Raw genomic sequence first — 20,503 nt, forward strand, 5'->3', positions numbered from 1 at the left:
GATGGATCACCCCCGGGCTACGATTGCTAGTGATCGTAAAATAACCTTTGGAATTATTGCAGGTGAGGCGTCTGGGGACATTCTCGGCGCAGGCCTGATTCGGTCACTTCGCGCTCGGTACCCGAACGCCCGATTTGTCGGTATCGGGGGCGATGAGATGATCACTGAAGGTTTCCATTCTTTGGTGCCCATGGAACGCCTGTCCATTATGGGGCTGGTGGAAGTCCTTGGCCGCATCCGGGAGCTTTTCAGCATTCGGTCCCGGTTGCTGAGCTATTTTTTTGCCACACCACCTGATGTGGTCATTGGAATTGACTCACCTGATTTTACCCTTGCCATTGAGCGGCGTTGCCGTGAAGCGGGTATCCCGTCGGTCCATTATGTGAGCCCCTCCGTCTGGGCCTGGCGCCAAAAACGAATCTTCAAAATCGCCAAATCCGTAGACTTGATGCTCACCCTGCTGCCGTTTGAGGCCAGGTTTTATGAAGAGCATCAGGTACCCGTAGCATTTGTAGGACACCCGCTCGCAGACCGTATCCCTCTGGTCCCTGAAACGGGTAAAGCCCGTCAGGAACTGGGGCTTGATGACAACGTGCCATTGCTGGCGATACTGCCAGGAAGCAGAACCGGTGAAGTTGAGCGTCTGGGTACACTGTTCCTGAAAGCGGCGCGGTGGATACAGGCCAAGCGACCGGATATGCAGTTGGTCATCCCCTGTGTGAACCGTGAACGGGAAAAGCAGGTTCGCGATCTTATTGAAGCGCTCGAAGTAAAGCTGCAGGTGACTATAGTGAGAGGCCGCTCCCGCGAAGTGATGGCGGCGTCAGACGTCGTGTTGCTGGCCTCCGGAACAGCGACTCTCGAAGCCATGTTGCTGAAGAAACCCATGGTAGTGGGTTATCGGTTGAGCAACTTGAGCTACGCACTGATCTCCCGCCTGGTGAAAGTACCTCATGTGTCATTACCGAACCTGTTGGCAAAGCAGCCTCTGGTTCCAGAGCTTTTGCAGAACGACGCAACACCGGAATCACTTGGCTCTGCAGTGCTGGAACGCCTGGAAAACCAGCAGGAACGTGATCGACTGGTGGAAGCCTTTACAGAGCTGCACCTCACCTTGAGACAGGACGCCGACGAGAAGGCTGCCCAGGCAATCTCGCGGCTTATTGAGGCGAGAGTTCGCTGAATGGGTCGCACTCCAGCATTACCTCCGTTTGAATGTGCCTATCAGGGCCGGCTACTGGCCGGCGTTGATGAGGTAGGGCGTGGGCCACTCATCGGCGCGGTAGTGACCGCGGCGGTAATTCTTAATCCAGATCGGCCCATTGTAGGGCTGGCGGATTCAAAAAAGCTCACAGAAAAAAGGCGTAATGTGCTGTATGAAGAAATTATTGAGCACGCTACCGCCTGGTGTTTAGGGCGCTGCGAGGCCCATGAGATCGATCAGATCAACATTTACCAAGCCACAATGATTGCCATGGAGCGAGCCGTTGCCGGTCTTGGCATTGCACCTGAATACGTGCTGGTGGATGGGAACAAGTGCCCCAAGTGGCACTGGCCCTCCGAGCCGGTGGTAAAGGGAGACAGCCGGGTAGAAGCGATCAGTGCCGCATCCATACTCGCGAAAGTGACCCGTGACCGCGAAATGGAAGCGATGGAGCAGAAATATCCGGGTTACGGCCTTGCCAAACACAAAGGCTATCCGACACCCGTGCACATGGAAGCCTTGTTCCGGTTGGGCGTAACGCCAGAGCATCGCAAGTCATTTCGGCCCGTTCAGGAAGCGATGGAGCAGGTCGGATTCTTCAAGAAACCGGCGGCAACAGTGGCACAAGAACTTCATTACCCAACAGACCTCTTTGAAAACAGTAATTGACAATGCTCTCGCGAGTCCTTACTATACGCGCACGTTGATCGGGGCAACCCGGTAACAACCAGTTTGATGCGGGGTGGAGCAGTCTGGTAGCTCGTCGGGCTCATAACCCGAAGGTCGTAGGTTCGAATCCTGCCCCCGCTACCATATTAAAAGGCAAATCAGTAAGTTACTGATTTGCCTTTTTGCGTTCCAAGCCTCGAAACTCTTTTTTGTACCAAGCCAGTTATTTAATATTCGATTAACTTTGTTGTTGCTCGGTTGAAACCTGTCAGGAGTGACCAGCATCGGTGGCCAGTATGTTGGCTTGGCGCCGATGCTTCTTATTCTGCACGCGCTTGTCTACGCACTGTTGATCGTCGTTGAGTATGACTACGCACTCCAGGCATTGAATGCATTCATCATAATCAATTCGGCCATCCTTACGAATGGCGTTAATACCACAGGCATTTTTGCAATGCTGGCACGGGCTGCCGCACAACTCCACTCGATTCAGCCAGCTGAACAGCCTCAGGCGGCCAATAACTGCCAGTCCGGCGCCTAATGGGCAGAGATAACGGCAATAGAATTTGTGGATAAACATCCCGACAACCAGCAGCCCAACGGCATACACCACAAATGGCCAGTGGCGCACAAAAAGCAGGGTGATGCTGGTTTTGAAGGGTTCCACTTCCACCAGCTTTTCCGCCAATGCGAGCGAATAGAAAGCCGTACCCACCAAGCCGATCAGAATAGGATATTTAATAAGAATCAGGCGACGGTGCCAATACTCGGGTACTTTGATCTGACGCAGGCCAAGCTTTCCCCCCAGCCAGGCCGTCATCTCCTGAAGTGCACCGAACGGGCACAGCCAGCCACAGAACAGACCGCGCCCCCAAACGAACAGGCTGATAAATGTGTACAGCCATAAAATGAAAATAATGGGGTCGAGCAGGAAGACATTAAGTGAGAGGCCATCTGAGATCGCGAGGAAAATCGTGTATATATTGACCACTGATAACTGACCCTGAGCGAAAAAGCCGATAAAGAACAGGGTGAAGAACAGAAACCCCCAACGAAACCGATGAACCAGTTTTGGGTACCGGCTCAACGTTTTCTGGCGAGCAAAAAACACGGTCAACACAGCCAGCGCGGTTAGTAAAATCGCAATCTGCCACCAACGTTGCTTCCAAAGGCCAATCCATACAGGTTCGCGCTCATCCTGAAGCGACGCTGCCGGTTCCACTGCTTCAAACAAATCCGGGTTGAATCGAACAGGCACTTCGATAATGGCGCTGTCTTGCACCAGGTGGTTGCGGGAAAGTTCGATGTGGAAATTTAACGTGGCATCGGCACCTGGACTAAAACCAGCGCTTCCGCCCGTGCGAAAAAAGTTTTGGGCGGCCAGGTCGGGTATGCCGGCCGCCTGCAATTCCAAACCTTGGCCTGACAGGTTCAAATCCCGCATTTCCACAGCCAGCCCGTTCTGGCTCAGGCTCAGACGCTGCGGATTGCTGCCGGGTACAAAGCTCTCGGAGACGTGAGGAAAGGCTCCCCGCGACATCACGAGCATCACCTGAGCGCTTGGCGCCAGCCGCGCCATCAGCGTTTGGTAGCCACTTTCTCCCAACAGGTTACGACCCACCATCGGGGAATTGATGTACGTGAAGTACAGTTCGGTGAATGGTTCGTTGCCGGAGCCTTCAAAATCCTGAGGATAATCTGCCAAGGGTCGGCCGAGTTCAGACTCAATAGCCTCGCGGCTTAGACGCCACTGGCCAATGTAGCCACGATCGAGCAGCTGTTGCCACGTCAGTGGTTCAAAGAAGTCTGGTTTTGCTCTTGTTGGTGCGGCTTGCGCGAAGCCTGAGAGTTTGTTGCGAGCCACCTTTAAGGCGGATGAAAGAACCGTGTCGTTGATGATCAGAACGGAGACGGTGGCTTTGCTGACACCGTCAAAATACACTGAATTTCCGTCGGCGGTTCGCCCCTGGCTACCGGTGTTGGAAGTGTTAATGATGATCTGTTCACGTAGCGACCGCCCCTCGTATTGATCGACAAAGTCAAATAGCGGCTCTTCGCCCAAGCCGTGTAAAAACACCGGCTCGTGATGGTTTAGCACTTTTACCCCGGTAAAACGGCCTCGGATGTCCATACCGACCAGCATGCTGATGGGTTTGCCAGCGAATCCCTGAAGCCTGCTCAGATCAACGGACTCGTAGGCGTAGCCCAGTAACTCCTGAAGCTGGTAAACGGGATAAACCGGGAAGTCTTCCAGTTTCTCATCGATAATCGTCGCCGACGGAAATAATTCCTGGATCAGGGCTTTTTTCTGTTCAGAAAGCTCGGCCTGGGCTGCAGAATTACAAACAAACAAATACAGAAAAAAGAGCACGATGCGCCCGACCATGAGTTACTCCTGGTATTTTTCGGGTGGTTCCTTCCATGCTATTGAGTTTACGTTTTGACTCAATACGACCTCGGAGTCAGCCGCCTGCTACTTTATGGTTGATTTTGTCCATCTATTAAATAAGGCACTGATTTGGATGAGTGATTGGCCATGTGTGGCACAGGATTCCGATTGATGGCGCAAAACCGGATGAATGAATGTCTTAGTCCAAAAGTGCTATTTCTACTCCCTCCCAAATAAGCATAAAACCGGATCCCTCGGCCGATACCTCCGGTTTCTCTGGTAGCCGATTATAAAGTTCAGGCAACAGCTGTCGCTTGCGGCATTTGCTAAAGGTCGCCTGATCCTGAATGACGAACATACTGGGGTAATTATGAACAACAACAATATCAGAAGGTCGAGACTGTTCATCGCAATGGCAGCGGCGATGGGTGCCAGTGCTGGAGCAAATGCGGCGGTCGAATTGTATAACGAGGACGGCACAACGTTTTCTGTTGATGGCTATTTCAACGCATTTTATGTAAATCGCGACAATGATCTGAGTGACACCCGAGACTCCCGCATCAAGATGGGTTTTTTGCCCAACACCATCGGGTTTAATTTCAGCAAAGAAATGGGTGATCTGACTCTGGGAGGTCGCTCTTCATTCTGGACATCGATCAACGACAGCCTTGACTCGCCAATTGACACCGCTATTGACGTGCGCCAGTTTTACGCCACCGTAGACGGTAGCTTTGGCCAGGTATTGATCGGTAAGGATTTTGGTCTTTACGCGCGCTCCAATATATTTCTTGATGAAATTCTGATGGGCTTTGGTTCTCCGGGTACGGCCGGTGGGGTGTCTTTCGGCAACATCGGTGTTGGTTACCCGTACCCGACGCCTTCAGCCCAGATAACCTATCGCGCTCCGGAAATGTCCGGATTCAATATTGCTGTCGGTGTTCTTGATCCAGCAGATACGGTTACCGGGGCAAACGATGAGAATTCCGCTCCGCGGTTTGAGTCGGAGATAACCTATAGCACCGATGTGAACGGATTAGGGCTGACCGGTTGGCTAAACGGCCGTTATCAATCAGCTGAAAATGCCGGCACTACGGTTGATAGCAGCGGCCTTGGCTACGGTGTGAAAGCTTCGCTGGCGGGTTTGACTCTGGCAGCGTCTGGTTTTACCTCAAAGGGTGACAACCCGGTGCTGATTAGCAACAGCCCAGTCACTGAAGATGACGCTGATGGCTTTCTGGTTCAGGGTTCCTACGCCTTCGGGCCCAACCGCCTAGTGTTGTCTTATGGTGAGACTGACGCTGAAATTCTGAATCTTGAAACGGAAAGCACGACCCTGGGTTTCTTTCATGATGTGAACAGCAACTTCAAACTGGTTGCCGAGTACAACATGTTTGAGGGCGAAAATCGTACAACGGGCATGACCAACTCGGACATCAATACCATCGCGCTTGGGGCCGTTGTCACGTTCTAGACGTCGTATACTGCGGGCGGTTGGGTTTGCGCTCTATCGCTCGCGGCGTAATGATCTAGAACTAAAGTGCTGGTTTTCGGGTTATTGCATGCATCCAACTGCCAGGCTCTGACAATGGAGTAGTCTGATCAATGGCTTACGATCATTTCGGCGCACCGATAAAAAGCACTGAAGTCTCATTGGCGAAACCGGTCGAGCCCGTAGAATTATGGGGGCGTTCTTTTTTTGCGGAAGTATCTCCCATGCCGCCTGTAACCACAATGTTTGCTGTCCGTGTTGCCAGCACTTGCCTTCGCGAGCCGGTCCTGGCGGCAAATAATCTTGCCAGCCAACTTAACCATCCACACCTTGGGTGCGTTCTGTTCTTCTGCTCCGCCGAATACGATCTCGACGGGCTGGGCCCGGCTCTTGCGCAGGCCTTCCCGGATGTGCGCCTGTCGGGCTGTACGTCGGCGGGTGAAATTACCACCCGCGGCTATGATCGCGGGTGCATCACGGCTATTGGTTTTGACAGCCGGTTCTTCTCGATTGACTGTGCTCTGATCCGTGAAATGGATCGCTTTTCCCTGCAGGATGCGCAAAGCGTGATAGACGGCCTGCTGACGAATTGTCGCAATGCCCGAATTGCGCCCATCAAAGGTAATACCTTTGCCATCACCTTGCTGGACGGGCTGTCCAGCCGCGAAGAGCTGGTACTTGCGACACTGAATTCGGCACTTGGTAGTATTCCGCAGTTTGGCGGATCGGCAGGCGATGATGAGCGGCTTGCAAACACTCACGTATTTTACGACGGTCGTTTCCACGCCGGTGCAGCAATGGTTCTGTTGGTTAACACGCCATTGGATTTTCGCGTGTTTTCCAGTCACCACATGACTGAAGGTTACGAAAAGCTGGTTGTTACAAGCGCCTGTTCTGACAGCCGAACGGTTTATGAGTTGAATGCAGAGCCCGCCGCTGATGCGTACGCTCGAGCCGTGGGCGTTGAAGTCGATAAACTGGATCGCACGGTTTTTGCGCTGCAGCCATTGGGTGTAAAAGTCGGCGGCCATTATTTTGTGCGGTCGATACAGTGTGTCAATCCGGATAAAAGCCTGACTTTTTACTGCGCCGTGGAGACTGGCATCGTAATGACGGCTATGGCGCCCGAATCACTGTTGGACAGCGTGCGGGAGCAGCTCGAAATCTCCGAAGGCATGGTCGGGCCGCCGTTGATTACTATCGGTTGTGATTGTTTTCTACGTCGCCTGGAGGCGGAGCTGACCGGGGAAGTCGAGGCGGTGTCTGAATTTCTACGCCATCACAAGGTAGTGGGTTTTAACACCTACGGCGAGCAGTTCAACGGAATGCATATTAATCAAACATTCACGGGGGTGGTTATTGGCCAGCCTGATTCCAGTTCCCTGTAACTCTCAGTCGCAGCCGGATGCGTCTCTGCGGGAGCGTATCGCGGCGCTTGAAGCCGATAATGAACGACTGTGTAAAATTCGCGACGCATTAATTGTGCGGGTGGAATCCGGAATGGCCCATAAGCCGGAACCTTACGCGGCGTTTGAACACTCGGTAGTGCTGGCCGAACAGGTGAGGGAGCGCACAGAAGCACTTAACCAGGCAATGGAGGAGCTTCGCGGCAGCAATAAGGCATTGAATCGGGCGCGTGAAGAGGCGGAAACAACCCGTCAGCGCCTGAGTGATGCCATCGAGAGTATTGCTGATGGGTTTGTGCTGTTTGACCACCGCCACCAACTGGTGCAAAGCAATAGCCGTTTTCGCAGCTATTGGCGCCATGCCGGTGTTGCGATGCCAGCCCCAGGTACCAGTATTGAGAGCGTGCGAGAACTGGCTTTCGCGTCGGGTTTGATTGTGGAAGAACATCGCGAGCCGGACTCAGAAGGTGTCGTGTTTCTGCTTTCCAATGATCGTTGGGTGCAAATGACTGAGCGACCCACCCGTGAGGGTGGATTGGTGGTGTTGTATTCGGATATAACCGATGTAAAAAATAGCGAAATGGCCCGTCGCATCAAGGCGCTTGAAGAAAGCGAACACTGGATTCGTGTAGTCACTGACCACGTTCCGGCGTTGATTGCTTACGTTGGTGCGGACTTGAGCATTCAGTTTTGCAACCAGGTTTACGAAGCCTGGTATGGCCGCAACGGCGAGTCACCCCTGGGTATGCGCCTTGATCAGCTGCACTCGGCAGAACTGTATCAACGCCTGTTGCCACAGATGCAGGAAGTGTTGGCTGGCCATAGTGTGAACTTCGAGTTTGAAGAAACCGGTGAACAGGGGCTGGTGCGTTTCATGCTGCGCTCCTACGTGCCGAATTTTGATGAGCGTGGCGATGTGGTCGGGTTTTTTGTGCTCATTCGCGACATTACCGAGCGCCGCAAAACGGCCTTGGCGCTGGAGCAAGCTTATGACGATCTTGAACACCGGATCAAAGAGCGCACCTCGGCGCTGACGGAGGCCAACAGCCAGTTGCGTCAGGAAATCAGCGAGCGCGCTTCTGCAGAGGCGCGCTTGCAAGAGGCAAAATTGGAAGCCGAGCAGGCAAATCTGTCGAAAACAAAATTCCTGGCTGCTGTCAGTCATGATCTGCTGCAACCCCTGAATGCTGCCAGACTGTTCACCAGTGCTTTGTTAGAGCAATCGTTTGGCCCGAAAGCCGAAAGCCAGGTGCGTTCGGTCAGCGCCTCGCTGGATGACGTTGAGAGTCTGTTAGGCACCTTAGTGGACATTTCCAAACTGGATGCCGGTGTGATTAAGCCAGATGTCACCGCGTTTGATTTGCGTGATCTTCTCAATAACATCGCCCGCGAATGCCAGCAAATGGCTGTTGCGGAAGGCCTAAGGCTCGATTTTGTGGCGTCTTCGGCGATTGTGGAATCAGACTCTCAGTTATTGGCGCGGATTCTGCGCAACTTTTTAACCAACGCCATTCGCTATACTGGCAGTGGCCGGATTTTGCTGGGATGCCGGCGCCAGAAAGATCACATACTGCTTCAGGTCTGGGACACCGGGCCGGGTATTCCTCAGGACAAACTGAGCGAAATCTTTCAGGAATTCAAGCGTATCCGACCTGAGGGCTCGCGTCCTGACAAGGGGCTGGGCCTTGGCCTTGCCATCGTAGATAAAATTGCACGCATGTTGGGCCATGATGTTTCGGTGTCGTCGGTTGAAGGTAAAGGGTCGGTGTTTAGCGTGCGCGTACCGATGGGTCGACTTCAGCCCAAAGGCGTGGGTACTGCCGGCAAGGTGTTACATAATGCGATGGCAGATCAGGGCTTGGGCGGCGCAAGGGTCTGGGTGATTGATAACGATCACGCAATTTGTGCAGGTATGAAAACTCTGCTGGAAGGCTGGGATTGTCGGGTAACCGGTGCCACGTCGCTGGCGGATTTGGAGCGCCAGTTAGACCCGGTTGGAAGCCCGGTGGATTTGATCCTTGCCGACTACCATCTCGATAACGATGAGACTGGCGCAGATATTGTTGCCAGCATTAACGGGCGGCGTCTTCACCCGGCCCCAGTGGTAATGATTACCGCAAACTACACCAATGAACTCAAACAACACATTCGAGACCTTGGTTATGTGTTGATGAACAAACCGGTCAAGCCGCTGAAGCTCAAAAGTACGCTCAGTCATTTGATTAGTCTGCAACGGCGGAACCAGCGCTAAGTAGCCGCGCCCTCGCCGTATGCTTATGAACCTGGCTCAGGTGTTAACGCTTCAGGTATTCACTAAAATCCACATCGCTGGCGGACAGGATGGCTTGCACCCTGTTGTGCACACTGAGTTTGCGGAGAATAGCCGAAACGTGGGCCTTGACGGTGGTCTCGGCAATGTTGAGGTTGTAGGCAATTTGCTTGTTAGACTCTCCTTTGGACATCCGCTCCAGTACCAGTAATTGGCGTCGGGTCAGGGAATTAAGCAGTTCCGGAGAAATGGGGTTGTCGTCGTTACGTCTGCGCCGGCTGGCGCTTTCTTTGCCAGAACGGATGATATCCGAGGGCAGGTACACATTGCCGTTGAGGATTTGCTGGATAGCCTCGGTCATCTGCGCGCGCGGCGATGATTTGGTAATAAAACCCACTGCACCGTAAGTGATGGCTTGCAGCACCACCTGTTTTTCCTCTTCAGCCGAGACAATCACGACGGGAATGGTTGGCGCTTCGTTGCGCAAGGTGATCAGGCCATTCAGGCCATGCATTCCTGGCATATTCAGGTCCAGCAGGATCAGGTCAAGGTCATCGTTTTCCTGAGCGACCTTAAGCGCGCTGTCCAGATCGTCGGTTTCGATGATTTCGCTGCCTTCAAAGCCCGATGCGATGACGTTGCTGATGGCTTCCCGAAAAAGCGGGTGGTCGTCGGCGATCAGAATCTTGTACGCAGGTTCCATGGGGGTGTCTACCTGTCTATTTTCAGTATCGGGAACTTTCCCCGAATCGTGAGAGTGGGTTTCGGAACACAGTACAGCATTGAGTTGGTTAAGCACGGCAGCCCCCAGTTCAGAAGGTCGTTAGCTCGGCTGAATGACGCTAAGCTCCGGGTTATTATTGTGATGCTTCCATTACACGCCACCCCGGCCATTAGTTGAATGCGACCATCGCACCAAAAAACAGCCACCAAAGTACTATTCTTGCGCATCACCGGGGTTCGTATTGTGTAGGAATGAATTTACCACAACGAAAGTCGGGGCGGTCTGCACTTGCTGCGGTCGCTTTGCTGATTTTAGCTCAGTGCTATGGATTAGGTGCTCTGGCCGGGCCGGATAAGCCACAGCCAGAACTGCCGGAATTGTCCGTTAGTGTTTTGCAGTTTGGTACGGCGCACTGGGAGCTGGATCATATTGCACATCAGCAACTGGATCGCAAACATGGCTACCGCCTGGCACTGAGGGTGGTTGCTAATCTTTCGGCATCGCACCTTGCTGTGACCAGTGGCTCAGCGGACGGGGCTGTTGCAGATCTGCTGTGGGCTCAGTCAAGGTATCAGGCTGGTAGCCCCTATCTCTACATACCGTTCTCATCCCGGATTGGTGACATCGTGGTGCCAGAAAACTCTGGTGTGCATAGCCTGGCCGACCTTCAGGGGCTGCGTATCGGGGTTGCCGGGGGGCCAGACAGCAAAGGCTGGGTGTTGCTTCAGAAGGTGGCGTCACTTCAGGGTATCGACCTGGCAGACTCAACCGAGATTCAGTTTGCCGCACCCCCGTTGCTGAGCCAAGGGCTCAAACGCGGGCAAATGGATGCCATCGTCACCTACTGGCATTTTGCCGCTCGCTTGAAAGGGGAGGGTGGCTGGCGCTCGGCTTTTGGTATGGCCGACTTGCTTGTCGCCCTGAATCTGGACTCCAATCTACCTGTACTGGGGTATGTGTTTCCTGAAACATGGGCAAGCGCACACGCAGAACTCATCGACCGTTTTGCTGTTTCGGTGGCTGAAGCAAAAGCAGAGCTTTCAGCGAGACCGTCTGCCTGGGAGCGGTTACGGCCACTTCTACGGAATCCTGAGGACTCAGTGTTCAAGGCTTTGCGAGATGGTTTCGTTGCCGGAACTCCGAAACCGCTGACGGACCATCGTGTTGCGAACTTAAAGGAGCTGCAGATCCTGACAGGTGTAGACGCGGGTTTGCTTATGCCAGATCGCCTGTTCTATCGGAAACAACCATGACAAACGGCGGCGCTGCGAAACGAGGGCGACCGCCGGTCTGGATTTACTGGATTGTATTGCCGTCAGTGGTGATGGTGTGGGCTTTGATATCGTGGTTTGTCCAGTCAGCACTGCTACCTTCTCCGCTTGATGTGCTGGATACCCTGATGCGGGAAGCCAGTTCCGGCGATCTCTGGTATCACCTGTCTGCCACCCTGCGCCGTGTTGTACTGGCGTTTTTTCTGGCCATGTCGCTTGGCGCTTTGGTTGGCTTGGCAATGGGGCGGTCGACTGCCATCAATGCTCTTTTTGATCCGTTACTGGTTTTGCTGCTGAATCTGCCGGCACTGGTTACCATTATCCTGATGTACGTTTGGCTCGGCCTTGTTGAGTCGGCCGCAATTATGGCCGTGGTCATCAACAAGGTTCCCAACGTTGCTGTGACTGTTCGGGAAGGGGCTCGTAGCCTGGATTTCCGACTGGAGGATATGGCAACTGTCTATCGCTTCAGCCGTTGGCAGCGGTTTCGGGAGGTCTGGGTGCCGCAACTGTTTCCCTACCTGATGGCCGCCACGAGAGGTGGCTTGGCCCTGATCTGGAAAATCGTACTGGTGGTGGAATTGCTCGGCCGCTCCAGCGGGGTGGGATTCCAGCTCCAACTGGCCTTCCAGGTCTTCGACGTGGCCACCATTCTCGCCTACAGCCTGGCTTTCATCGCCGTGGTTCAACTGATAGAACTGGCTATTCTGCAGCCGTTGGAGCGCCGATCCAGCCGCTGGCGCCAGCCTGAGGAGACCCATGCTTGAGTTACGCATCGCAGGCCGCGATTTTGCACAGCCGGTGTTGGGAGGGATTGCCACTAAGGTGGATCCCGGTGATCGTATCTGTCTGCTTGGGCCCTCGGGCATAGGTAAAACCACCTTGCTGAACGCCATAGCCGGGCTGGATTCGAAAGTGCCGGCTAACGCCATCATTGGTCGTGAAGAGATTGGGGTAGGCTATCTGTTCCAGGAGCATCGTCTGTTGCCCTGGCGCAGCCTGAGAGCCAATATTCAGCTTGTGGGTGTCTCGGCGCCGGAGGCCGAGGAGTACCTTGTCGGGGTTGGCTTGGCCGGTTACGGCCACTACCTGCCTGACCAGATATCTCTGGGTATGGCCCGTCGTGCCGCCTTGGCTCGGTGCCTTGCGATAAAGCCGCAATTGTTGCTGCTGGACGAACCCTTTGCGTCCCTTGATCCTGTGATGGCTGGTGAGCTTAGACAGCTGATCGTGGCGATTCTCGAGGCCAATCCCGCTATGGCAATGATCTGCGTGACCCACGATGGCGGGGATGCCACTACTCTGGCCAATCGACTGTGGTATCTCGATGGCAAGCCGGCGCAGTTGCAGTGGGATGGTGCGGTTGAAGAGGCCGGTCTGGTCGAAAATCTGTTAGAAACATTGAGAAACCCTGAGCGAACGGACCAGAGACAAAGGTTCGGGTATTAGGCGTTGCTCGCGGGCTCCAGGTCAGCCCGGTTTGCTGCTTAGTATTTTGGTTCTTTGCGGCCGGAAGCCGGCAGTGGCCAAAACAACCAGAACCAACGTAACCCCGGTCATCACTCCCCAGGCCAAAGGATTCCACTCCAGATACAGCGAAAACCGAATGGCTTCTATTGCATGAGTAAAGGGGTTGAACTGGCATACCCAGTACAGCCAGGGGCTTGCCTCATTCATTTTCCAGAGCGGGTACAGCGCGGAGGACATAAAGAACATCGGGAAAATGACAAAGTTCATCACCCCGGCAAAGTTCTCCAGCTGCTTGATCCACATGGCAATTAACAGGCCCATCGCGCCAAGCATCAGGCTCGTCAGTATCAAAGCCGGTAGTACAGCCAGATACCCCCAAAGCGGCGGTTCCACACCTACAAGTAAAGCCAGCAAGAGGAAAACATAGACCTGGCCAACGGAAACCACACCCATCGCCAGCAATTTGCTTATCAGCAGGAAGGGGCGAGGCAACGGGCTCATCAATAGCACCCGCATACTGCCAAGTTCCCGGTCATAAACCATGGAGAGTGCGCCCTGCATGCTATTGAACAGAATGATCATGCCGCACAGTCCGGGTGCAATGTAGGTCTCGTAGGTAATATACGTTTGATAGGGCGGAATAATGGAAATGCCAAGGACAGCGCGAAAACCGGCGGCAAATACGACCAGCCAGAGCAGTGGGCGTACCAGCGCGCTGGCAAACCGGGTGCGTTGTTGCCAAAAGCGCAGCCATTCACGGAACTGGATGCCGACAAAACAATGCCAGTACTGAGCAGGTGTCATGGCGCGCCTCCCGTCAATGATTCAAACGTCTCGGCCAGGCTCTTGCTGCCGTCGGCAGAGCAAATTTCGAAGCCTTTAGCGTCTGCCAATAGCTGGCCCTGGTGCAGAATGAGCACCCGGTCTTGAGCGCGTACTTCTTCAATCAAATGGGTGGCCCAGAGTACCGTCAGACCATCTTTTTCGCAGAGCCTGCGCACGTGATCGTTAAGGGCCCTGCGGCTGGTAACATCCAGTCCGGCGGTAGGCTCGTCGAGCAAAAGCAGTGAAGGACGATGTAGCAAGGAGCGGGCAATTTCGACCCGGCGCCGATGACCGCCGTTAAGCTCGCGAACTGCATCGCCCGCCCGGTCAAGTAATCCAAACCGCTGCAGTTCCTGGTCGCCGCGGCTGCGAGCCTCTCTGCGCGAAAGTCCGTGAAGGGCGCCGTGATACATCAGGTTTTGCCGAACCGACAGATCCAGATCCAGCGCGTTCTGCTGGAATACCACACCTATTTGACGCATGGCATCAGCTGGCTGCTTCTTCAGGGACTGCCCGGCGAGCAGTATATCGCCTTGTTGCAGTGCCAGCAGCCGGGTCAGCAATCCGAACAGTGTGGATTTTCCTGCACCATTGGGGCCCAGCAACGCGTGGAACCCCCCGGAGGTCAGCGTAAAACCGACCTCCTGAAGCACAGGCTTGTTGCCATAGCGAAAGCTGATGTTACGGGCTTCGATAGTCATGAATTGGGATCGATGACCACGCCCCAAGGATAGCGGCCTACCTTGATGGATTTAATGACTTTCATAGCTTTTACATCAATAACCGATACATCCCCAGACACGCCGTTGGTAGTGTAGAGCTGAGTTTCGTCTTTATTCAAATCCAGTTGCCACACCCGGCTACCGACCAGCAGGTAATCCAGAACTTCGTAGGTTTTTGCGTTGACCACAGCCACGTGATTGGAGGGACCTAACGCAACAAAAGCGTATTTTCCGTCAGAGGTTAACTCGATACCTACGGGCTGAACTCTGTCCTGGTTGACGCCGGGCACTTTGAACGACATTTCGTGAATTTGTTCGAGTTTATCGACATCAATAATATGCACGGTGCCGCCAATTTCGGCTGAGGTCCATGCAACTTTACTGTCGTTGCTGAACTCCACATGGCGTGGCCGTTGGCCGATCACTATGTTCTTTTCAATTTCAAAACTTTCGGTATTTATCCAGTGCAGCATGCTGGTGGTTTCTGAGGTATTCACCGCCCATTTGCCGTCCGGGCTCACTGCCATGCCTTCTGGTTCGATGCCTACGTCGATCTGGGCCAGAACCTTTTTTGTGGTGACATCTACCACCGTGACGATCGCGTCGTCCTCATTGGCGATATAAAGATGCTTGTTGTTGGGATGCAGTGCGAATTGCTCGGGGTCTTCACCGGAGGGCAGGGTGTCGATAATCTTGCGGGTGGCCAGATCCAGCACCTGAACGGTGTCGTCGTCGCTGGCGCAGATGTACAGTTTGGTGAAGTCCTTTGACAACAAGATACCGCGCGGCCGTGCGCCAACGTCAATGGTGTCGATGACCTGCTGTGATTCCGTATCAATAATAGACAGGGTGTTGTCTTTTTCATTGGATACGTAAGCCAGACTTGCCATAGCCGGCGTGGACAGCCCTACCAGGGCAGCCAAAGCGGTTTGTCTGAGTAGCGATGTCATTGGAGAACTCCTTGTTATTCTGGATGGCGAACGCACAGGCGGTCAGCCGTTGATACGACAGGTGCTTTCTGGCTCATCGAGCCCGAGGGTGTCCATTTCCGTTTTCGGATGAATAAATCCTTCGATTGGCGCACTCGCCACCAAACCCCTTGGGTGCACCAGCGGAATGGGTTGACGTAGTTGGCCATTCCACAAGCGGTAGGTCAGCTGACGGCCTTTGAACGCCGCCAGCTGAAAGCGATCACTGAAAATAAAGCTGCGAAGACTCTTGGCGTCGGCTTTACCAAGCTGGGTAACGGCCGTTCCCAAAGAGCGAACCGCCGCCCACGCCGCGTAATCTTCGCTGGTCATGTTGCGGCTGGCCAAATTGTAAAAGCGGCTCTGTAGCTGTGCGGCGCCCCAGCTTTCTACAACGCGATGCCAGGCCACAGGCGACATGCCCTGTGTGCCAACCACCGGCCTTGGCAGCCAGGTGTTGAACGGCACGTATTCACCAAAATCACCGCGCACATCGGCCACCACCACCGCATCGTAATCGCTAGCCTGGGTGAACAATGGCAACTCTTTGGCCGCGGTGCGACGGAGATCCGCATCGAAGGTCCAAGGCTTGTCTTCCATAATTTTTACGCCGAAGCGTTTGGCTGAGCGGCGAAATGCGCTGGCCCACGCCTGGTCTGCTGCGGTTGGCCCCGTAATCAGAAAAACCCGACTCCAGCGCCGCATTTTCAACCACTGGCCCAGAGCGTCGGTGAGCATCGCGTAGCTTGGGAGAGTGTGCAGAAGGTTCGGGTTGCATTCGCTAGCGCGCAGCGCATCGTCTGGGCTACCGGAATTGAATACCAGCGTATCTGTGTCGGCTTTATCCAACATCGCTGTCAATGTGCTCGCAGGCGTATTGATGACAAAAAGATCAACCCCTTGTTGCTGCAGCGCCTCAAAGGCCTCTACCGCCGTCTGCTCTGATTCGGCCACTCTGGACGTGAGGGTGTACGTGTGGCCCATGAATTTCCCGGTGGTGCTGTTATCGCGAATCGCCAGTTCGGCGCCTCGCAGGCCGGCATCCTCGGGCTCGGGAAGCACGTTGGACAGCACCGGACCCTGGTCTGGCGCCCACTGTACATACCCTACCTTCACGGCGATCGTTTCAGAGGCATGGAGTGGCAGCGCGCTTAGAAGACTAAAAACGAGCGTGACGATCAAAGACGCGGGTCGGAACATGAGGCCCTCCGGGGTTTTTATTGTCTGACCAGCTTAGAGAAGGGAAAAAGTTCCGGGAATATTCAGAAAGTAGCAAACTGGCAGTACTAAAGGACTATTCCGGTCTGAAGCAGCCTCTTTAGCATGGTCGGTAGGGTTTCCAGTGTCCTTGAACGGATAAATCAATGACGGCCTTTCACAAAATTTTTCTGCTGATACCGCGCGAATTTCAGGTGAAGCGCTGAGGCTGTCATGCTTTGGCCTTTGCCCTGATTGCCTACGACTAAGGAACTAAGCTGAAGCCCCCAAAGTGGCATTCGGATTGGTCGCCGAGCTTTCTAGACTGGGTATCAACAACTGGCATTTCATGATTCCAATCGCCAGAGCACGAAGAATCAACAAAGGTAAGTGCAATGGAAATCTCCTTCTCACTCAAAGCGCTGACAACGGCGGCCCTGCTGGGAACAGCGGGCTTGGTGATGGCGCACGGCAATGTCACCCCACAACCAGTGGATACCGGTAATCTTCCAGTTCTCGGAGATGAAATCCTGGCAGAAAATCCGTTCCGAAAGGGTGGCTCACACGGCGATGCAAACGCTCTGGCGGTGGAGATTGGCGAAAGTGCTTATGCTGGCAACTGTGCCGGCTGCCACGGTATCAGAGCAATGTCTGGTGGGTTGACACCAGATTTGCGCGAGCTTACAGAATGGGACGACGAGTACTATATGGGCCGCGTTCAAAATGGCACCGATCGTGGTATGCCATCGTGGAAGAAAACCCTGGAGCAAAATGCCATTTGGGCAATCAGAACCTACATCGAATCCTTGCCAAAACCTGAGTAAATGGCACTGGTTTCGAAATTCAAGGGGCTGTTTTCGGGTCGGCTATATGCCGGCCTGTCGCCGTTGGGGGGAGTAACAATGAAAGCGCTGTTTCAAGTATTCGCATTGATGCTGCTGTTGCAAACGGGCTTTGCCCAGGAAGTGGATGACGGGAACGCGTTGCTGAACCGGCCTGCGGAGCGCAGTTACGACATTATTCTGGAGTCCGGTTATTTGAAGGTGGGTGTTTACCAGAATTTCCCACCATACTCTTACACCGTGAACGGTGCGCCTCAGGGCATTGATGTGGAGCTTGGCAAACGCATTGCGAAGGCCATGGGTGTGGATTTCAAAGTGCACTGGATCGTGCCGGATGAAAACCTGGGAGACGACCTGCGCAACAACGTCTGGAAGGGCCATTACCTGGCAAAACAACGTCTTGCAGATGTGATGATGCGGGTGCCTTACGACAAACAATACGCCTATATGCAGGATTCCACCGGCGAATACATGAACGAACAGGTGGTGCTGTTCGGGCCTTACCAGCAAGAAACCTGGCAAATTGCTTACAACCCGAAAAAGATGGACTCGGTGGAAACTGTCGCAATGTTCCAGTACCACCCGATTGGTGTGGAAATTGACACCTTGCCGGATTTCTATCTCTCTTCCGGGTTAAATGGTCGTTTGCGCGAACAGGTACGCCATTACGCAAACGTGGAGGACGCCTTCAGTGCCATGCGCGATGGTTGGGTGAGCGCCGTCATGGGCATGCGCGCAGAAATTGACTATCAATTGTCAAAAGTGGAAAACAGTGAGTTCAAGCACGCGAGTAATGGTTTTCCGGGTATCAACAAGCAGGTTTGGGATGTGGGTATGGCGATCAAGCACACACACCGACAACTGGGCTATGCCCTTGAGGAGATCGTTGGCAAGCTGGTGCAGTCTGGCGAGCTCAGCGAGCTATTTTCTCAGTTTAACCTGAGTTACAGCGTCCCCCAATATTATCGGGAGTTCCTGGGTGACGAAGCGATTGCACGAGCCGAGGGCCAGCCCTGAACTTGGTTGCGAGCGATTCACTTTCTTGAATTCGGACGAAGCCCACGCATTCAGCGTGGGCTTTTCTATTTGGGTCGTACGACCAAGTGATGAGAAAACCACTCCTCGGGAATCATTGTTGATTGGGCAGGCAAAGCGAAGAATCTGCAGAGAGGCGGGAAAACTTCCCGGTTCACCGAAAACCGACAACAAGAGACTCGGAGAGCGCAACCATGAGATTGAACAGATTCGGCATTCGCATTGCAGTCAGCACCCTTGCGGTGGCAGTGTCGTGCGGCGCCCAGGCCGTAACCGACGAAGATATCCTCAACGATGCCAATACGCCAGAAGACGTTGTCACCTATGGTATGGGTACTCAAGGGCAACGGTTCAGCACGCTTGAAGACTTGAACACAGATAATATCCAGTATTTGCAGCCTGCATGGGCATTTTCCTTCGGCAGCGAAAAGATGCGCGGCCAGGAATCCCAGCCCATGATAAAGGACGGCGTGATGTACGTGACCGCCTCCTACTCCCGCGTTTACGCAATTGACGCAAGAACCGGCGAAGAGCTTTGGCAGTACGATGCCCGCCTGCCCGACGGCATCATGCCTTGCTGTGATGTGGTTAACCGCGGCGTAGCCCTTTACGGCGACAAAGTATACTTCGGCACTCTGGATGCCAGGCTTGTGGCTCTGAACAAGGATACAGGCAAGCCTGAGTGGATTAAGAAGGTGGCGGACTACCAGGCAGGATACGCCATCACTGCCGCTCCAATTATTATAAAAGGCAAAATAATTACCGGGGTAGCCGGTGGCGAGTTCGGCGTTGTTGGCAAAGTGGAAGCTTACGATGCTGAAACCGGTGACTTGGCCTGGACGCGCCCCACGGTCGAAGGACACATGGGGTATGTGTACGAAGATGGCGAAAAAGTTGAAAATGGTATTTCTGGTGGCGAAGCCGGGCGCACCTGGCCCGGTGATATGTGGAAGACCGGCGGCGCAGCACCTTGGCTGGGCGGCACTTACGATCAGGATACCGATACGCTGTTTTTTGGTACCAGTAACCCATCGCCGTGGAACTCGCACCTGCGCCCGGGTGACAACCTGTTCTCATCCTCAAGACTGGCCATTGATCCGGACGATGGCAGCATCAAATGGCACTTTCAGACCACACCCCACGACGGCTGGGATTACGATGGTGTAAATGAGCTGATTTCGTTTAACTACGAGGAAAACGGAAAAACGGTGATGGCTGCGGCCACCGCCGATCGAAATGGCTTTTTCTATGTTTTGAACCGTGAAAACGGTGACTTCATTCGTGGCTTTCCGTTTGTAGATAAAATCACGTGGGCGACGGGGCTCGATCCCAAAACCGGCCGGCCGATTTATGCAGAGGGTGGCCGCCCCGGAGATCCTTCTGTCACTGATGGCACGAAAGGCGAAGCAGTTGTAGCGCAACCGGCGTTCCTCGGTGGCAAAAACTGGATGCCTATGGCTTACAGTCAGAAAACTGGCTTGTTCTATGTGCCCTCTAACGAGTGGTCCATGGATATCTGGAATGAGCCGGTTTCTTATAAAAGAGGCGGAGCATTTTTAGGCGCCGGTTTCACAATCAAGCCTGCCAACGACGATTACATTGGCGTTTTGCGCGCCATGGATCCGAAAACCGGTGAGGAAGTGTGGCGTTATGAAAATACCGCGCCTTTGTGGGGCGGCGTAATGACTACAGCGGGTGACCTGGTTTTCACTGGCACGCCAGAGGGCTACCTGAAAGCCTTTGATGCCAAGACGGGTGAAGAGCTCTACAAGTTCAATACCGGCTCCGGAGTGGTTGGCACCCCGGTTACGTGGCAGATGGACGGTGAGCAGTTTGTCTCAGTGGCTTCTGGCTGGGGTGGGGCGGTTCCGCTTTGGGGGGGTGAAGTGGCCAAAGTGGTCAAGCATTTTAACCAGGGTGGTACGGTCTGGACCTTTAAGCTACCAAAGGACCGAGTTGCAAGTCAGTAATCCCCGGATGCGATGAAATTGGGCGCCAGCAGGCCACGGGCAACATCGGTCGG

The 20,503-nt window shown here is 54.0% G+C and carries 17 protein-coding genes and 1 tRNA gene; 12 read left to right on the plus strand and 6 right to left on the minus strand.

What is annotated here, in order from left to right; genetic code table 11:
• The first annotated feature begins 1 nt into the window (after window position 1).
• The 3 genes from lpxB (at window position 2) to ACN0V1_RS16110 (ending at window position 2,017) form a co-directional block, all read left to right on the plus strand.
• Window positions 2-1,183: a lipid-A-disaccharide synthase gene (gene lpxB / locus ACN0V1_RS16100; protein WP_417545966.1), complete on the plus strand. Its 1,182-nt coding sequence runs from the start codon at window positions 2-4 to the stop codon at window positions 1,181-1,183.
• On the plus strand, window positions 1,184-1,873 hold the full coding sequence (rnhB, locus tag ACN0V1_RS16105) for a ribonuclease HII (protein WP_417545967.1): 690 nt from the start codon (window positions 1,184-1,186) through the stop codon (window positions 1,871-1,873). It abuts the gene before it with no gap.
• Window positions 1,874-1,940: 67 nt separating this feature from the next.
• Window positions 1,941-2,017, plus strand: a tRNA-Met gene (locus ACN0V1_RS16110).
• Between the two features lie 124 nt (window positions 2,018-2,141).
• Here the strand turns inward: ACN0V1_RS16110 and ACN0V1_RS16115 are convergent.
• Entirely contained in the window at window positions 2,142-4,259 is a 2,118-nt protein-coding gene (locus tag ACN0V1_RS16115; protein WP_417545968.1) for a 4Fe-4S binding protein, read from the minus strand.
• A 373-nt stretch (window positions 4,260-4,632) separates the two neighbouring features.
• Here ACN0V1_RS16115 and ACN0V1_RS16120 point away from each other — a divergent pair, with 373 nt between their 5' ends.
• The 3 genes from ACN0V1_RS16120 to ACN0V1_RS16130 all read left to right on the plus strand — a co-directional run bounded on the left by ACN0V1_RS16120 (window position 4,633) and on the right by ACN0V1_RS16130 (window position 9,408).
• On the plus strand, window positions 4,633-5,733 hold the full coding sequence (locus tag ACN0V1_RS16120) for a porin (protein WP_417545969.1): 1,101 nt from the start codon (window positions 4,633-4,635) through the stop codon (window positions 5,731-5,733).
• Between the two features lie 242 nt (window positions 5,734-5,975).
• Entirely contained in the window at window positions 5,976-7,139 is a 1,164-nt protein-coding gene (gene nosP, locus ACN0V1_RS16125; RefSeq protein ID WP_417546041.1) for a nitric oxide-sensing protein NosP, read from the plus strand.
• Window positions 7,111-9,408 carry a NahK/ErcS family hybrid sensor histidine kinase/response regulator gene (locus tag ACN0V1_RS16130; protein ID WP_417545970.1) on the plus strand — a complete coding sequence of 766 codons (2,298 nt, stop codon included), beginning with the start codon at window positions 7,111-7,113 and terminating at the stop codon, window positions 9,406-9,408. The genes nosP and ACN0V1_RS16130 overlap by 29 nt, the downstream gene beginning before the upstream one ends.
• Before the next feature lie 43 nt (window positions 9,409-9,451).
• Here ACN0V1_RS16130 and ACN0V1_RS16135 read toward each other — a convergent pair whose 3' ends face one another.
• A complete protein-coding gene (locus tag ACN0V1_RS16135) occupies window positions 9,452-10,129 on the minus strand; it encodes a response regulator (RefSeq protein ID WP_417545971.1) in 678 nt (225 codons plus the stop codon).
• A 272-nt stretch (window positions 10,130-10,401) separates the two neighbouring features.
• On the opposite strand from ACN0V1_RS16135, the gene ACN0V1_RS16140 reads away from it, so the two are divergent.
• From ACN0V1_RS16140 to ACN0V1_RS16150, 3 genes are read left to right on the plus strand one after another with little or no spacing between them, the layout of a single operon-like run.
• Entirely contained in the window at window positions 10,402-11,403 is a 1,002-nt protein-coding gene (locus ACN0V1_RS16140; protein ID WP_417545972.1) for an ABC transporter substrate-binding protein, read from the plus strand.
• A complete protein-coding gene (locus ACN0V1_RS16145; RefSeq protein ID WP_417545973.1) occupies window positions 11,400-12,188 on the plus strand; it encodes an ABC transporter permease in 789 nt (262 codons plus the stop codon). Before ACN0V1_RS16140 ends, ACN0V1_RS16145 begins: the two co-directional genes overlap by 4 nt.
• Complete coding sequence (locus ACN0V1_RS16150) at window positions 12,181-12,870, plus strand: ATP-binding cassette domain-containing protein (protein ID WP_417545974.1); 690 nt, start codon at window positions 12,181-12,183, stop codon at window positions 12,868-12,870. Before ACN0V1_RS16145 ends, ACN0V1_RS16150 begins: the two co-directional genes overlap by 8 nt.
• A gap of 21 nt (window positions 12,871-12,891) precedes the next feature.
• Here ACN0V1_RS16150 and ACN0V1_RS16155 read toward each other — a convergent pair whose 3' ends face one another.
• From ACN0V1_RS16155 to ACN0V1_RS16170, 4 genes are read right to left on the minus strand one after another with little or no spacing between them, the layout of a single operon-like run.
• Complete coding sequence (locus ACN0V1_RS16155) at window positions 12,892-13,695, minus strand: ABC transporter permease (protein ID WP_417545975.1); 804 nt, start codon at window positions 13,693-13,695, stop codon at window positions 12,892-12,894.
• Window positions 13,692-14,417, minus strand: coding sequence for an ABC transporter ATP-binding protein (locus ACN0V1_RS16160; RefSeq protein ID WP_417545976.1), 726 nt, complete (start codon window positions 14,415-14,417; stop codon window positions 13,692-13,694). Before ACN0V1_RS16160 ends, ACN0V1_RS16155 begins: the two co-directional genes overlap by 4 nt.
• A complete protein-coding gene (locus ACN0V1_RS16165) occupies window positions 14,414-15,388 on the minus strand; it encodes a YVTN family beta-propeller repeat protein (RefSeq protein WP_417545977.1) in 975 nt (324 codons plus the stop codon). Before ACN0V1_RS16165 ends, ACN0V1_RS16160 begins: the two co-directional genes overlap by 4 nt.
• 42 nt (window positions 15,389-15,430) lie before the next feature.
• Window positions 15,431-16,606 (minus strand): ABC transporter substrate-binding protein, encoded by a 1,176-nt coding sequence (locus ACN0V1_RS16170; protein WP_417545978.1) that lies wholly within the window; start codon window positions 16,604-16,606, stop codon window positions 15,431-15,433.
• A gap of 392 nt (window positions 16,607-16,998) precedes the next feature.
• On the opposite strand from ACN0V1_RS16170, the gene pedF reads away from it, so the two are divergent.
• From pedF to ACN0V1_RS16185, 3 genes are all read left to right on the plus strand, one after another.
• On the plus strand, window positions 16,999-17,427 hold the full coding sequence (gene pedF, locus ACN0V1_RS16175) for a cytochrome c-550 PedF (protein WP_417545979.1): 429 nt from the start codon (window positions 16,999-17,001) through the stop codon (window positions 17,425-17,427).
• A 78-nt stretch (window positions 17,428-17,505) separates the two neighbouring features.
• On the plus strand, window positions 17,506-18,462 hold the full coding sequence (locus ACN0V1_RS16180; RefSeq protein ID WP_417545980.1) for a transporter substrate-binding domain-containing protein: 957 nt from the start codon (window positions 17,506-17,508) through the stop codon (window positions 18,460-18,462).
• A gap of 212 nt (window positions 18,463-18,674) precedes the next feature.
• Window positions 18,675-20,450: a PQQ-dependent methanol/ethanol family dehydrogenase gene (locus ACN0V1_RS16185; RefSeq protein WP_417545981.1), complete on the plus strand. Its 1,776-nt coding sequence runs from the start codon at window positions 18,675-18,677 to the stop codon at window positions 20,448-20,450.
• The last annotated feature ends 53 nt before the right edge of the window (window positions 20,451-20,503 follow it).

Origin of the sequence: Marinobacter sp. (assembly GCF_048266785.1) — a bacterium.
Classification (GTDB): domain Bacteria; phylum Pseudomonadota; class Gammaproteobacteria; order Pseudomonadales; family Oleiphilaceae; genus Marinobacter.